11 protein-coding genes are annotated in these 14,654 nt (G+C 64.4%); 9 read left to right on the top strand and 2 right to left on the bottom strand.

The features are described 5' to 3' along the window. Positions 1 to 43: 43 nt before the first annotated feature. Positions 44 to 1,012 carry a sugar-binding transcriptional regulator gene (locus LRX75_RS09425; RefSeq protein ID WP_231813735.1) on the bottom strand — a complete coding sequence of 323 codons (969 nt, stop codon included), beginning with the start codon at positions 1,010 to 1,012 and terminating at the stop codon, positions 44 to 46. A 291-nt stretch (positions 1,013 to 1,303) separates the two neighbouring features. On the opposite strand from LRX75_RS09425, the gene tal reads away from it, so the two are divergent. The 8 genes from tal (at position 1,304) to yjfF (ending at position 11,620) form a co-directional block, all read left to right on the top strand. Next, positions 1,304 to 2,260, top strand: a complete 957-nt coding sequence (tal, locus tag LRX75_RS09420) for a transaldolase (RefSeq protein ID WP_231813733.1) — start codon at positions 1,304 to 1,306, stop codon at positions 2,258 to 2,260. 414 nt (positions 2,261 to 2,674) lie between these two features. Beyond that, on the top strand, positions 2,675 to 4,336 hold the full coding sequence (locus tag LRX75_RS09415; protein WP_231813731.1) for a ribulokinase: 1,662 nt from the start codon (positions 2,675 to 2,677) through the stop codon (positions 4,334 to 4,336). Between the two features lie 54 nt (positions 4,337 to 4,390). Continuing rightward, positions 4,391 to 5,899: an L-arabinose isomerase gene (gene araA, locus LRX75_RS09410; RefSeq protein WP_231813729.1), complete on the top strand. Its 1,509-nt coding sequence runs from the start codon at positions 4,391 to 4,393 to the stop codon at positions 5,897 to 5,899. A 7-nt stretch (positions 5,900 to 5,906) separates the two neighbouring features. Next, positions 5,907 to 6,620 (top strand): L-ribulose-5-phosphate 4-epimerase AraD, encoded by a 714-nt coding sequence (gene araD / locus LRX75_RS09405; RefSeq protein WP_231813727.1) that lies wholly within the window; start codon positions 5,907 to 5,909, stop codon positions 6,618 to 6,620. A 193-nt stretch (positions 6,621 to 6,813) separates the two neighbouring features. After that, positions 6,814 to 7,776 (top strand): galactofuranose ABC transporter, galactofuranose-binding protein YtfQ, encoded by a 963-nt coding sequence (ytfQ, locus tag LRX75_RS09400; protein WP_092935044.1) that lies wholly within the window; start codon positions 6,814 to 6,816, stop codon positions 7,774 to 7,776. 303 nt (positions 7,777 to 8,079) lie between these two features. Next, entirely contained in the window at positions 8,080 to 9,630 is a 1,551-nt protein-coding gene (gene ytfR / locus LRX75_RS09395; protein ID WP_231813725.1) for a galactofuranose ABC transporter, ATP-binding protein YtfR, read from the top strand. Next, positions 9,630 to 10,652 (top strand): ABC transporter permease, encoded by a 1,023-nt coding sequence (locus LRX75_RS09390; protein WP_231813723.1) that lies wholly within the window; start codon positions 9,630 to 9,632, stop codon positions 10,650 to 10,652. Before ytfR ends, LRX75_RS09390 begins: the two co-directional genes overlap by 1 nt. Then, entirely contained in the window at positions 10,649 to 11,620 is a 972-nt protein-coding gene (gene yjfF / locus LRX75_RS09385) for a galactofuranose ABC transporter, permease protein YjfF (protein WP_231813721.1), read from the top strand. Before LRX75_RS09390 ends, yjfF begins: the two co-directional genes overlap by 4 nt. A gap of 334 nt (positions 11,621 to 11,954) precedes the next feature. On the opposite strand, the gene LRX75_RS09380 is transcribed toward yjfF, so the two are convergent. Next, a complete protein-coding gene (locus LRX75_RS09380) occupies positions 11,955 to 12,146 on the bottom strand; it encodes a hypothetical protein (protein WP_113150966.1) in 192 nt (63 codons plus the stop codon). 221 nt (positions 12,147 to 12,367) lie between these two features. On the opposite strand from LRX75_RS09380, the gene LRX75_RS09375 reads away from it, so the two are divergent. Beyond that, complete coding sequence (locus LRX75_RS09375) at positions 12,368 to 14,653, top strand: FdhF/YdeP family oxidoreductase (protein WP_231813719.1); 2,286 nt, start codon at positions 12,368 to 12,370, stop codon at positions 14,651 to 14,653. Position 14,654 lies beyond the last annotated feature (1 nt).

Below are 14,654 nucleotides of genomic sequence, written 5' to 3'. Positions count from 1 at the left end.
GACCGGCTTTCTGTTCCCTGATGGTGGCGGGTTGAGCGTCGGATCAGGCCAGCTCCAGCAGGCCGCGCGCGGCGGCTTCGTCGGTGATCAGCGTGTGACAGCCGGTGCGGGCCATGGTGGCGCGGATGGCCGCGACGCGCTTGCGACCGCCGGATGCGATGACGACATGGCGGGCCTTGGCGACGGCCGAAAGACCGACGGACATGACGCGGCGGTTCAGCGGGTGGTCGACGCTGTTTCCCGCCGCATCCAGAAAATGACAGAGCGTATCGCAGACCGTGCCGGCGGCGAGCAGCGCCTTCAGGTCCGCCGGCAAGAGGAAGCCGGGGGAGAGCGAGGAGCCGTTGGCGCTGAAGTCGCCGCAGCTGACGATGGCGATGTCGAGCATTTCGGCGGTGGCGAACAGCCGGTCCAGTCCGCAGCGCTCGATCAGGCGCGCCTTGGTTTCCTCGCTGTCCACGATCAGCGGCGCGAGCATCAGCATGCAGTCCGCGCCGAGCGCGCTCGCCAGCCGCCAAGAATAATCGACCGGGTTGAGCGTCGAGGTTTCGATCAGTCCGCCCAGGAGCGAGACGATCTTGGCCTTTTCCATGCGCGGCGGACGGAAGGTCTGGAGTGAGGCGCTGAGCGTGCGGCCCCAGCCGACGCCGACGACGTTGCCGTCGCGGATGACCTCCGACAGGAAGGTGCCGAGCGCCGCCCCGACATCGCGCGCGGTTTCATCCACGTCGCCTTCGCCCGGCACGACGATCGCCTCGTCCAGCCCCAGTTTCTCCTCCAGCCGCAGCGCGAGGCCCGTGCAGTCCTCCGGCGTCTCGTTGATCCAGATCTGCACTTCGGCACGCTTCACCGCCTCGTCCAGCATGCGGATGACGGTCGCGCGGCTGATGCCGAGATTCTCTGCGATGTCCTTCTGCGTCAGCCCCCTGTTGTAGTAGAGCCAGGCCGCCCGCAGGCGCAGCGAGCGCGTGTCGAGCAGGATGTTGGGGTTGGTGCGGTCCAGTCTGGCCAAGGCGTCGATCCCTCCGCGTGAGCGGTTTGCCGCGGAAGCGGTCTGAAGTGTCGTAACGGTCCGTTTCAAAGCCCCGAAATTCGAGGATGATGGCACAACTTTTGAATAAACGATTTGACAAAAGTCATCAAGCTACTCATATCCAGACGTGCCGGAAGCGGAACCCGATGCTCGTATTCCCGTTCGGTCTCATGATCCGTCGCGCCGCGACGGAAGTCCTATCGAGGGCAGCCATGACGGGCCGCAGAGGCCGCATGCCGCACCTCCGACGAAAGATGACGAAAGGCGAAGATGATGTCCAAGCTGGAACAATTACGCGGCATCACGACCGTCGTGGCCGACACCGGTGATATCGAGGCCGTTGCCCGCCTCAAGCCGGTGGATTGCACGACCAACCCGACCATCGTGCTGAAGGCACTGGGAACGCCGCTGTTCGACGAGATCAATGCGGAAGCCGTGACCTGGGCGAAGAGCCAGTCGACCTCGGGCGATGCGCTGGTGAGCGCCGTCGCCGACCGTCTGGCCGTGTCCGTCGGTGCCGAGCTGTCCAAGCTCGTTCCCGGCCGCGTCTCGACCGAAGTCGATGCCGACCTGTCCTTCGACACCGAAGGCTCGATTGCCAAGGCGCATGCCATCATCGCCGCCTACAAGGAGCGCGGCATCGAACGCGACCGCATCCTGATCAAGCTCGCCTCCACCTGGGAAGGCATCCGCGCTGCGGAAGTGCTGCAGAAGGAAGGCATCGACTGCAACCTGACGCTGCTGTTCAGCATGGCCCAGGCGGTCGCCTGCGCCGATGCAAAGGCCTTTCTCATCTCGCCCTTCGTCGGCCGTATCCTCGACTGGTACGTCAAGTCCACGGGTGAAACCTACACCTCGGAAACCGATCCGGGCGTCGTTTCCGTGCGCGAAATCTACAACTACTACAAGGCCAACGACATCAAGACCGTCGTCATGGGCGCCTCGTTCCGCAATATCGGCGAAATCGAAGCCCTTGCCGGCTGCGACCGCCTGACGATCAGCCCGGCGCTGCTTGAGGAACTGTCCAAGGACGAAGGCACGCTCGAGCGCAAGCTTTCGCCGGACAATGTCACGCCGGTGGAGAAGATCCACATGGACGAAAAGACGTTCCGCTGGATGCTGAACGAGGACGCGATGGCCACCGAAAAGCTCTCCGAGGGTATCCGCGCCTTCGCCAAGGACCTGCAGGCCCTGCGCACCCAGGTCTCCAAGCGTCTGGCTGTCTGAGCGCGCGACCAGCCCGATGAACGGTGCGAAAAGGCCGGTGCAGAGGATGCATCGGCCTTTTCGCTGTCATGTTCCCATGGCACTCTGCGCCCGTTCCGCCCCCGACATCATGTCCATGCGGAAAAGCGAACGTTCCCCATTTACAAAAGTATTACAATATGATTTTTCTGTCCGCGCCGTTCGCGGAACGGCATTCTTCGGGAGGGGAATCAGACTATGGGTGCATGCGCGACCGGTGGCTTCGATGCCGCGCGGATCGTCATGCGCGATGGGTGTTGTCGATCCCGAGGACCGGATCCGGCATCGCCCCTGACGTTTCTGCTGCGATCCCAGCGCGTGTCGGCACGACGCGTTGCGGTCGCAGCAGGCCGTGACATTTCGGCCGGCTGACATTCGCATTTTTCTGGAGCTTTCATGTTCACTCTCGGTATCGACTACGGCACCAATTCGGTTCGCGCCCTCATCGTGCGCGCGTCCGACGGCAAGGAATACGGCACGGGTGTCGTCGATTATCCGAGCGGGACGCAGGGCGTGCTGCTCGATCCCCGCGACCACAACGTCGCCCGCCAGAGCCCGGCCGATTATCTCTACGGCCTGCAGGAAAGCGTGGCGCGTGCCTTGAAACAGGCTGTCGCCCAGCCGGATTTCGATGTCTCCAAGGTGGCCGGCATCGGCGTCGACAGCACGGGTTCGAGCCCGCTCCCGGTGGATGCGACGAACCAGGCGCTCGGCATGCTGCCGCAGTTCCAGTCCAATCCGAATGCCCAGTGCTGGCTGTGGAAGGACCATACGAGCTGGCGCGAGGCGGCCCGCATCACCGAACTGGCAGGCGCGCATCGCCCGCAATACATCGCCATGGTCGGCTCGACCTATTCGTCGGAATGGTGGTGGTCGAAGATCTGGCGCTGCCTGACGGTCGCCCCCGACGTTTTCGCGGCCGCCCATTCCTGGGTCGAGCTGGCCGATTGGGTCCCATCCGTCCTGGCTGGCGTCAAGGACCCCAGCGACATCGTGCGCGGTGTCTGTGCGGCCGGTCACAAGGCGCTCTACAACAAGGCTTGGAACGGGCTGCCGGACAAGGAATTCCTGGCGATGCTCGATCCGAAGATCGCCGATCTGCGCGACAGGCTCTACGACAACGCCTATGACGCCGCGACGCCAGCCGGCGCGCTGTCGGCCGAATGGGCCGAGAAGCTGGGCCTGCCCGCCGGCATCCCGATCGCCGTGGGTGCGTTCGACGTTCATTACGGCGCGATCGGCTGCGGCGTCGAGGAGGGTACGCTGGTCAAGGTCATCGGCACGTCCACCTGCGACTGCGCCGTCGTGCCGGTCAAGACGCAGCCGGGCGACATTCCCGGCATCTGCGGCATCGTGGAAGGCTCGATCCTGCCCGGCTTCTTCGGGGTCGAGGCCGGACAGTCGGCCGTGGGCGATATCTTCAAGTGGTGGGTCGAGGGCGTTTGCGGCGGCTCTGGCGCGCTGCATGGCGAACTGACGGCGGAAGCCGAGCAGCTGAAGCCCGGCCAGACCGGCCTGCTGGCGCTCGACTGGAACAACGGCAACCGCACGATCCTCGTCGATCAGCGCCTGTCGGGCCTCATCCTCGGGCAGACGCTCTACACGACCCGCGCCGAGATCTATCGCGCGCTGGTGGAGGCCACGGCCTTCGGTGCGCGCGCCATCATCGAGCGCATCCGGGAATACGGCGTCGCGGTCGACCGCGTCGTCTGCACCGGCGGCATCGCCGAGAAGAACCCGATGCTGATGCAGATCTATGCCGACGTCACCGGCTGCACCATGCTGGTCGCCGGCTCCAGCCAGACCTGCGCGCTCGGCGGCGCCATCGCCGCCTCCGTTCTCGCCGGCGCGCACACCGATTTCGAGGCCGCGCAGGCGGCCATGACCTCGCTGCGCGAGGAGCGCTACACCCCGATCGCCGAAAACCAGGCGGTTTATGACGAGCTCTACGGGCTCTACCGCGATCTGCATGACAGCTTCGGCGGTCTGAACAAGCAGGCCGATCTTTCCGGCCTGATGAAGAGCCTGATCGACATCAAATACGCCGCCAACAGCTGACGACAATTCCGCACGCGCAAGCGTGCGACAGGATAGACAACAAGGACTGATACGATGTTTGGTTTGAAGCCCGCTAAAATCTGGTTCGTCTGCGGATCGCAGCATCTCTACGGCCCGGAAGCGCTGCAGCAGGTGACCGCGCATGCCGAGGAAATCGCCAAGGCGCTCGACGACACCGGCAATTTCCCGCTGGAAATCGTCTGCCGCCCGATCGTGACGACGCCGGAACAGGCGGCCGATCTCTGCATCGAGGCCAATGCCGATGCCGAATGCGCCGGCCTCATCCTCTGGATGCACACCTTCTCGCCCGCCAAGATGTGGATCCGCGGCCTCGCGCAGCTGAACAAGCCGTTCCTGCACCTCCACACCCAGTACGATCGCGAACTGCCCTGGGCGACGATCGACATGGACTATATGAACCTCAACCAGTCGGCGCATGGCGACCGCGAAGCCGGCTTCCTGCACACGCGCCTGCGCCTCGGTCGCAAGGTCGTCGTCGGCCACTGGACGGACCCGGAAGTGCACCAGCGCATCGACGCCTGGATCCGCGCCGTTCGCGCCTGGCATGACTGGCAGGGCGCGCGCTTCTGCCGCTTCGGCGACAACATGCGCTTCGTTTCCGTCACCGACGGCGACAAGGTATCCGCCGAAATGGCCTTCGGCTTCTCGGTGAACACCTACGGCATCGGCGATCTCGCCGCCCGCATGAACGCCGTCAGCGACGAAGACGTGAAGGCGCTCGCTGCCGAATACGTCACGCTCTACAAGGTCGTGCCCGAGCTTGCCGAAGGTGGCGCCCGTCACGAATCCCTCCTCTACAACGCCCGTCAGGAACTCGGCATCCGCGCCTTCCTCGAGGAAGGCGGCTTCAAGGGCTTCACCACCACGTTCGAGGACCTGCACGGCCTGACGCAGCTGCCCGGCATGGCGCCGCAGCGCCTGATGGCCGACGGCTACGGCTTTGCCGGCGAAGGCGACTGGAAGACGTCGGCACTCCTGCGAGCGCTGAAGGTCATGGGCGAAGGCCTGACCGGCGCGACGTCCTTCATGGAAGACTACACCTACCACATGGCGCCCGGCTCCGAGCAGGTGCTCGGCTCGCACATGCTGGAAATCTGCCCGACGATCGCGAGCGGCACGCCGTCGGTCGAGATCCATGCGCTGGGCATCGGCGGCAAGGACGATCCGGTCCGTCTCGTGTTCGACGCGGTCAAAGGCCCGGCGCTGAACGCATCGCTGATCGATCTCGGCAACCGTTTCCGCCTGCTCGTCAACGAAGTCACCTCCGTCGAGCACCCCGACCTGCCGAAGCTGCCGGTCGCGCGTGCCGTCTGGGAATGCAAGCCGGACTTCAAGACCGCCTGCACCTCCTGGATTCTGGCCGGCGGCGCGCACCACACGGTCTACAGCTACGACGTGACCACCGAGATGCTGGAAGACTTCGCCACCATCGCCGGCATCGAGCTTGCCGTCATCAACGACGACACCACGCTGCCCGCCTTCAAGCAGGATCTGCGCAACAACGAGGTGTACTACCACTTCGCCCGCGGCATCCGGGGCTGAGGGCGTCATGTCGGTCTATACGGAACTGAAGCGCGAAGCCTACGAGGCCAATGTCTCGCTGCCGCGCCACGGCCTGATCAACCTGACCTTCGGCAATGCAAGCGCGGTCGATCGCGCGCGCGGCGTCTTCGCGATCAAGCCGAGCGGCGTGGACTACACCGCGATGACGGTCGAGGACATGGTCATCGTCGATTTCGACGGCAAGCGGGTGGAGGGGACGCTCAACCCGTCGTCCGACACGCCGACCCATCGTCGTCTGCTGATGGCCTTCGAGGAGATCGGAGGCGTCGTGCACACGCACTCCTCGCACGCGACGGCCTTCGCCCAGGCCGGCATGCCGATCCCGATCTTCGGGACGACGCATGCCGACTACTTCAACGGCGATATCCCGGTGACCCGGAAGATGACGGCCGAGGAGATCGGCACGGCTTATGAATGGGAAACGGGCAACGTGATCGTCGAGTGCCTCGGCAACGCCGACCCGCTCGATTTCCCGGGCGTCCTCGTCAACCGTCATGCGCCGTTCACCTGGGGCAAGACGGTGGCGAAGGCGGTGGAGGTCGCCGTCGCCGTCGAGTGCATTGCGCACATGGCGATGATGTCGTTGCAGCTTGCGCCGAAGCTGCCACAGATCGAGCCGGAACTGCTCGCCAAGCACTTCAAGCGTAAGCATGGGCCCGGTGCCTATTACGGCCAGAGCGACGCCAAAACCAAGTCCTAAGTCTCTGAAATCATGACACCCGCGCCCATGGCGCGGGTGTTTTCGCATGCGCTGGCGGGCGGGCGGAGGACGCGTAAAAACGTGCGTGAAAAATGTCGAATGGTTGCAATTTGACGCACGCATCCACTTTACTAAAGTCATATTGTATGACTATATACCGGCATCGCTGAGGAGCGATTTTTGGGAGGAAATCATGAAGTTTGTTAAAGCACTTAGCTGTGCAACGGTTCTGGCTGGCTGCGTTTTCTCGAGCGTATCGGCTGCCGACATGACGGTCGGCTTTTCGCAGATCGGCTCCGAGTCCGGCTGGCGCGCGGCAGAAACCACGGTGACGAAGCAGGAAGCCGAAAAGCGCGGCATCGACCTGAAATTCGCCGACGCGCAGCAGAAGCAGGAAAACCAGATCAAGGCGCTGCGCTCCTTCATCGCGCAGGGCGTCGATGCGATCTTCGTCGCGCCCGTCGTTGCGACCGGCTGGGACGAAGTGCTCGGCGAAGCCAAGGATGCCGAGATTCCGGTCATCCTGCTCGACCGCACCGTCGATGCCGACAAGAGCCTCTACATGACGGCCGTCACGTCGGACCTCGTGCATGAAGGCAATGTTGCCGGCAAGTGGCTGGTCGATACGACCGCCGGCAAGCCGTGCAACGTCGTCGAGCTGCAGGGCACGACCGGCTCCTCGCCCGCCATCGACCGCAAGAAGGGCTTCGAGGAAGCGCTGAAGGGCCACGACAATCTCAAGATCGTCCGCTCGCAGACCGGCGACTTCACCCGCACCAAGGGCAAGGAAGTCATGGAAAGCTTTCTGAAGGCCGAGAACGGTGGCAAGAATATCTGCGCCCTCTACGCCCATAATGACGACATGGCCGTCGGCGCGATCCAGGCCATCAAGGAAGCCGGCCTGAAGCCGGGCACCGACATTCTCGTCGTTTCCATCGACGCCGTGCCGGATATCTTCCAGGCAATGGCCGCCGGGGAAGCCAATGCGACGGTCGAACTGACCCCGAACATGGCCGGCCCCGCCTTCGACGCGCTCGCCGCCTTCAAGAAGGACGGCAAGGAGCCGCCGAAGTGGATCCAGACGGAATCCAAGCTCTACACCCAGGCCGACGAGCCGCAGAAGGTGTACGAAGCCAAGAAGGGCCTCGGCTACTAAGAGCAACGCTGCCGCGCCCGTCGTCGGATGGGCGCGGATGGCGGGTTTGGGTCGGCCGCTTCAGGGCATGGGGCAGCCCACTCGCTTTCTCATCCCGGAACCTGAACCGGGACCCCGTCAGCGCAAGCCCTTGCGCTGAAAAGCTTGTTTCGACCTGACAGACGTCAGGTCGCTGGAGCCCGGCCCCCTGGGCTGGGATGACGGCGTAGTGGGCGACGGCTCCGGGCTGATGCTGAAACGGTCTGCACGATGGCCGACGGACGGGCGCCTCTCAGGGCCGGACTGACATATGGAATGGGGCTCATGCAGCAAGACATCGATACCGTTCTATCCGCCCACCGCATCGACAAGGTGTTTCCGGGCGCCAAGGCGCTCAACCAGGTGGATTTCTCGCTCCGGCGCGGCGAAGTGCATGCGCTTCTCGGCGAAAACGGTGCGGGCAAGTCCACGCTGGTGAAGTGCCTGACGGGCGCCTATCACCGCGACGGCGGCACGATCCTGCTTGATGGTGCAGAGATCGACCCGCGCGATACGCTCGACGCACAGCGTCTGGGCATCGGCACGGTTTACCAGGAGGTCAACCTCCTGCCCAATCTGAGCGTTGCCGAAAATCTCTTCCTCGGGCGCCAGCCGCGCCGTTTCGGCCTGATCGATACGGCCGCGGTCAACCGCAAGGCGCGTGCGCTGCTGGCCGAGTACGAGCTGGACATCGATGTCACAGCCGGCCTCGACAGCTTTTCCGTCGCCATCCAGCAGGTGATCGCCATTGCCCGCGCCGTGGATGTGTCGGGCAAGGTTTTGATCCTCGACGAGCCCACCGCCAGTCTCGATGCGCATGAAGTGGCCATGCTGTTTCGCGTTGTGCGGCGGCTGAAGGCGAGGGGGCTCGGGATCATCTTCATCACCCACTTCCTCGAGCAGGTCTACGAGATCACCGATCGCGTCACCATCCTGCGCAACGGGCAGCTGGTCGGCACGCGCGACACGGTCCGCCTCGAGCGGCGCGAGCTGATCGCCATGATGCTCGGCCGCGAGCTGGCCGCAGAGGTGCATGACGAGGCCGGCGCCGCAAAGGTCGCCGATGGACCCGTACGCTTCCAGTTCCGCGATTTCGGCCGCAAGGGGCGCATCGACCCGTTCGATCTCGACGTGAAGGCGGGCGAGGTCATCGGCATTGCCGGGCTGCTCGGCTCCGGCCGCACCGAAACGGCCGAGGTCATGTTCGGCGCCCGCCGTGCCGACAGCGGCACCGCGACGATCGACGGCAAGGCAGCCGACCTGTCGTCGCCGCGCGCCGCCATCCGCCAGAAGTTCGGCTTCTGCCCGGAAGACCGCAAGACCGACGGCATCATCGGCGACCTCTCGGTGCGCGAGAACATCGCGCTGGCCCTTCAGGCCCGGCGCGGCTGGGCGCGACCCATCCCGCGGGCCGAACAGGACCGGCTGGCGGCCGAGTACATCAAGGCGCTCGATATCCGCACGACGGATGCGGAAAAGCCGATCCGGCTTCTCTCGGGCGGCAACCAGCAGAAGGCGATCCTTGCCCGCTGGCTTGCGACCAACCCCGAATTCCTCATTCTCGACGAGCCGACGCGGGGCATCGATGTCGGTGCCCATGCCGAAATCATCCGGCTCATCGAAACGCTCTGCGAGAAAGGCATGTCGCTCATCGTGATCTCGTCCGAAATCGAGGAACTGGTGGTCTACAGCCACCGCGTGATCGTGCTGCGCGACCACCAGCACGTGGCCGAGCTGACGGGTGCCGAGATCACCACGGACAGCATCGTCAACACGATCGCCGGACCAGCGAAGACGCCGGCCGAACGATCGGCCGCTGCCGGGGAGGTCGCGTGATGTCCATGCTCGGCCTCTATGGCAAGCGGCTCCTGCCGCAATTCATCGCGCTGGCGATCATTCTCGGCCTCGTGTCGATCGCCTTTCCCGGCTTCTTCAGCCTGCAGGTTCAGAACGGGCGGCTCTACGGCTCGCTGATCGACATTCTCAACCGCGGCGCGCCCGTGGCGCTTCTGGCCATCGGCATGACCGTGGTCATCGCCACCAAGGGCATCGACCTTTCCGTCGGCGCGGTCATGGCGATCTGCGGCGCCGTGGCGGCCTCCGCCATCACCTCCGGCTACTCGCTGCCCGCTACGCTGCTTCTTACGGTCGGCGTCGGCGTTCTCTGCGGGTTGTGGAACGGCATTCTGGTCGCCATCCTCGACATTCAGCCGATCATCGCCACGCTGGTGCTGATGGTCGCCGGGCGCGGCATCGCGCAGATGGTGACCAACGGCGCCATCCTGACCTTCAACGACGAAGGCCTGATCTTCATCGGCAGCGGCTCGCTCTTCGGGCTGCCCATGCCGATCGTCATCTGGATCACGGCCGGCATTCTCGTCGCGCTCCTCGTGCGGCGCACCGCGCTCGGCATGCTGATCGAGGCCGTCGGCGTCAATCGGCGGGCGAGCACGCTGGCGGGGGTCTCGACCCCGGTGCTGCTGATTGCGGCCTATGTTCTCTCCGGCCTCTGCGCCTCCGTCGCCGGCATCATCGCCGCCGCCGATATTCGCGGCGCCGATGCCAACAATGCCGGGCTCTGGCTCGAACTCGACGCGATCCTCGCGGTCGTCATCGGGGGGACGTCGCTGCTCGGCGGGCGCTTCTCGATCGCGGCCTCGCTGCTCGGCGCCATGATCATCCAGTCGATCAATACCGGCATTCTGCTCTCGGGCTTCCCGCCGGAGTTCAATCTGATCATCAAAGCGGCGATCATCGTCTTCATTCTGGTGCTGCAATCGCCGAAGCTGCAAGGCACGCTCGCCTTCTTCTCCAGGTCCGCTGCCGCCAACAAGCCTGCGGAGAGCAAAGCGAAATGAAAGCCAAACATCTTCCGCTGGCGGCGACCATCCTCATCTTCGTCCTGTCCTATGCGCTCTGCGCCTTCCAGTTTCCCAACATCCTGTCGACACGCGTCATCGGCAACCTGCTGACGGACAATGCCTTTCTCGGCATCGCGGCGGTCGGCATGACCTTCGTCATCCTGTCGGGCGGCATCGATCTCTCGATCGGCTCGGTCATCGCCTTTACCGGCGTCTTTCTGGCGGTGATGATGGAGAACACGGCGATCCATCCGCTGGCCGCCTTCGTGCTGGTGCTGATCATCACCACCAGCTTCGGCGCGCTGATGGGCGCCATCATCCATCATCTGGAAATGCCCGCTTTCATCGTCACGCTTGCCGGCATGTTCCTTGCGCGCGGCATGGCCTTCGTGCTGTCGATCGACAGCATCCCGATCCGCCATCCGTTCTATGCGACGATGAAGAGTTTCTACCTCAAGCTTCCGGGCGGCGGGCGTCTGACGCTGATCGGCGGCATCATGCTGCTGGTCTTCGCGCTCGGCATTCTCACCGCCCACCGCACCCGCTTCGGCACGAACGTCTATGCGCTGGGCGGCGGGGCGCAGACGGCGCGGCTGATGGGGGTTCCCACGGGCACGACGACGATCATGATCTATGCGCTTTCGGGCCTGCTGGCCGGCCTCTCGGGCATTGTGTTCTCGCTCTACACCTCGGCCGGCTATTCGCTGGCGACGGTCGGCGTCGAGCTGGATGCGATCGCGGCCGTCGTCATCGGGGGGACGCTTCTGTCCGGCGGGTCGGGTTTCGTGGCGGGAACGCTGATCGGCATTCTCATCCAGGGGCTCATCCAGACCTACATCACCTTCGACGGGACGCTCTCCAGCTGGTGGACGAAGATCCTGATCGGTTTCCTGCTCTTCGCCTTCATCCTGTTGCAGAAGGGTATCCTGTACTTGTCGCGCAACAACCGGGCACTGGCAACCTGACGCGAAACGGCCCCGCTGAGATGAACGGGGCCGTCCTATTGTTCGACGCTCGAGCGGTCTTACGAAGCCTTGCCGGGTTCGCCGGCGCTGGCGTCGCGCTCCGCATAGTTCAGGTCGAAATCCTTACCCTCGCGCTTCGTCCCGCCTGGGCCGCTGTGGACGGTGCTGTCTTCGGAGCCCGTGATGACGGTCGGCTTGGCGCTGGTGACGCCGTTGTTGTCGCGTCCGATCGTCGGGCGCTCGAAGGCGCCTTTGGCGTCGGTTTCCGCTGCGGGTTTTTGATCCTTGGTGATGATCGTCTCCTCTCCGCGCCTGTCCGGTGTCGGACATCCGCTTACATGATGTGGTCTGCGGTCTTCCAGTGCTCGGCGATCTCGATGAAAGCCGCCTTGATCTCGTCCTGGCTCCAGCCGGCATGCATGGCCGCCTCCGTCACCTGCTGCACCTTGGCGCCGATCGCCTCGCGGCAGTCGAGTGCGCGCTCGGCATAGTCGTCGTCTTCCCTTGGTTCCTTGATGGGCTGCATGGTGGTTCCTCCTTGTTCGGCATCGGTAAGCATCCGTCTCCGGGACGAATGGCTTTCCCACCACGTCTCGCGACGGTGTTGCCCGTATCGGACAACCGCCGGCCGCCGGATATGTTCCTGCGATGAGAGCACTGTGTCACGGAACACGGGAAGTTGAGGCGGCGGGGGAACCGGCATGTCACGAGGTCGTTCCTGTTCTTCCCGCCTCTGGAGCTTCCATCATGTCCAACGTGCCCAAGATCACGACCTACACCGCGCCTGCCGGCGGATGGGGGTCGGTCAAATCGCTGATGCGCCAGGCGCGGCAAAGCAAGCAACCGATCTCGATCCTTCCGGGTCTTGCCAAGATCAACAAGCCGGATGGATTTGCCTGCGTCAGCTGCGCCTGGGCCAAGCCCGCGAAACCTCACCCGGCCGAGTTCTGCGAGAACGGCGCCAAGGCGACCTTCTGGGAGCTGACGGCCGACCGTGCGACGCCAGCGCTGTTTGCGCGGCACACGCTGACGGAAATGCGGGGCTGGGACGACTTTAAGCTCGAATCGACCGGCCGGCTGACCCATCCGATGCGCTACGACGCGGCGACCGATCGTTACGTGGAGACCACGTGGGAGGCGGCCTATGCGGCGATCGGCGCCGAGATGAAGGCGATCCAGGCAGACGATCCGAAGCGCACCGTGTTCTACGCATCCGGCCGCGCCTCGCTCGAAACAAGCTATATGTATGCGCTGCTCGCCCGGCTCTACGGCAACAACAACCTGCCGGACAGTTCCAACATGTGTCACGAATCGACCTCCGTCGGGCTGCTGGAAAGCATCGGCCAGCCGGTCGGCACGGTGCGGCTCGACGATTTCGAGGCGGCGGACGCGATGTTCTTTTTTGGGCAAAACCCCGGATCGAACAGCCCACGCATGCTGCACCAGTTGCAGGAGGCCGTACAGCGCGGTGCGCGGATCGTGACGTTCAACCCGCTGAAGGAGCGGGGCCTCGAGCGGTTCGTCAATCCGCAGGATCCGGTGCAGATGCTGACGCAGAATGCGACCCAGATCTCCTGCCAGTATCATCAGGTCAAGGCCGGCGGCGACATCGCCGTCATTGTCGGTATGGCGAAGGCGCTGCTGGAGGCCGACGATGCCGACCTGAAGCGCGGCGGCAAGGGCGTGCTCGACCGCGCGTTTCTCGCCGAGCACACCACCGGTGCCGAAGATTTCATCGCCTACGTCCAAACGCAGGACTGGCTGGCGCTGGAGCGCGAATCCGGTCTCAGCCGCACTGCGATCACGGAAGCCGGGGGTGTCTATATGAGCGCGAAGAGCGTCATGGGCATCTACGGCATGGGCCTGACCCAGCACAAGCTCGGCGTGCAGACGGTGCAGGTGCTCGTCAACCTGCTTCTCCTGCGCGGCAATTTCGGCCGTCCGGGTGCGGGCATCTGTCCCGTGCGCGGCCATTCCAACGTGCAGGGCCAGCGCACTGTCGGCATTTCGGAGAAACCCGAGCTGGTGCCGCTCGACAAACTCAAGGCGCTCTATGGTTTCGAGCCACCGCGCGAGGAGGGGCTGGCGACCGTGGATGCCTGCAAGGGCATCATCGAGGGGACGGTGGATGCCTTTATCGGTCTCGGCGGCAACTTTCTGCGGGCCGTGCCGGAACAGGGCATGATGGAGGAGGCCTGGCCGCGGATGCGGCTGACGGTGCAGATCGCGACCAAGCTCAACCGCGGTCACCTGTTCAACGGTCGCGTCGCCTATCTCCTGCCCTGCCTCGGGCGCACGGAAGTCGACCAGCAGGCGAGCGGACCGCAGACCGTGACGATGGAGGACAGCACGTCCTGCTTCCACGGATCGAAGGGGTTCCACGCGCCCGCCGCCGAGACGCTGCAGTCGGAAGTCCGCATCGTCGCCGAGCTGGCGAAGGCATCGCTGGCGCCCAACCCCCGCGTTCCCTGGGATCGCTGGGTGGACGACTATGCCACGGTGCGCGATGCGATCGAGGCCACCTATCCGGAACTCTTCAAAGATTTCAACAAACGGATGCACACGCCGGGCGGCATGGAGAAGCCGCTGCCGGTGCGCGATCTGATCTGGAAGACGGAGAGCGGCAAGGCCGAGTTCAAGCTGCCGAAATCCCTTTCGGCCAGCTTTGCCGGCGATGGGCCTGATGTGCTGCGGCTGATGACGTTGCGTTCGAACGATCAGTTCAACACGACCGTCTACGGCTATGACGACCGCTTTCGCGGCGTGGACGGCACCCGCATGGTCCTGTTCCTGAACAAAAAGGAGATGGCGCGGATCGGTGCGCGGGCCGGGGAGATGATCGCGCTGGAAACGGTTGCCGGCGATGATGTCGTGCGCCGCATCGACGGGCTGCAGATCGTGCCCTACGACATTCCGGACGGGTGCTGCGGCGCCTATTATCCCGAATGCAACGTGCTGATCCCGCTCTGGCAGCATGCGGAGCGGAGCAAGGTGCCCGCCGCGAAATCGGTGCCGGTGCGGATCGTGCGATAGC

The organism is Rhizobium quercicola (assembly GCF_021168455.1).
Taxonomy (GTDB): domain Bacteria; phylum Pseudomonadota; class Alphaproteobacteria; order Rhizobiales; family Rhizobiaceae; genus Ferranicluibacter; species Ferranicluibacter quercicola.
This window is presented reverse-complemented; position numbering and strand designations above follow the sequence as displayed.

Coding starts and splice junctions, on each gene's coding strand:
- tal (WP_231813733.1), top strand. CDS start 1,304: ATGATGTCCAAGCTGGAACAATTACGCGGCATCACGACCGTCGTGGCC.
- LRX75_RS09415 (WP_231813731.1), top strand. CDS start 2,675: ATGTTCACTCTCGGTATCGACTACGGCACCAATTCGGTTCGCGCCCTC.
- araA (WP_231813729.1), top strand. CDS start 4,391: ATGTTTGGTTTGAAGCCCGCTAAAATCTGGTTCGTCTGCGGATCGCAG.
- araD (WP_231813727.1), top strand. CDS start 5,907: ATGTCGGTCTATACGGAACTGAAGCGCGAAGCCTACGAGGCCAATGTC.
- ytfQ (WP_092935044.1), top strand. CDS start 6,814: ATGAAGTTTGTTAAAGCACTTAGCTGTGCAACGGTTCTGGCTGGCTGC.
- ytfR (WP_231813725.1), top strand. CDS start 8,080: ATGCAGCAAGACATCGATACCGTTCTATCCGCCCACCGCATCGACAAG.
- LRX75_RS09390 (WP_231813723.1), top strand. CDS start 9,630: ATGTCCATGCTCGGCCTCTATGGCAAGCGGCTCCTGCCGCAATTCATC.
- yjfF (WP_231813721.1), top strand. CDS start 10,649: ATGAAAGCCAAACATCTTCCGCTGGCGGCGACCATCCTCATCTTCGTC.
- LRX75_RS09380 (WP_113150966.1), bottom strand. CDS start 12,146: ATGCAGCCCATCAAGGAACCAAGGGAAGACGACGACTATGCCGAGCGC.
- LRX75_RS09375 (WP_231813719.1), top strand. CDS start 12,368: ATGTCCAACGTGCCCAAGATCACGACCTACACCGCGCCTGCCGGCGGA.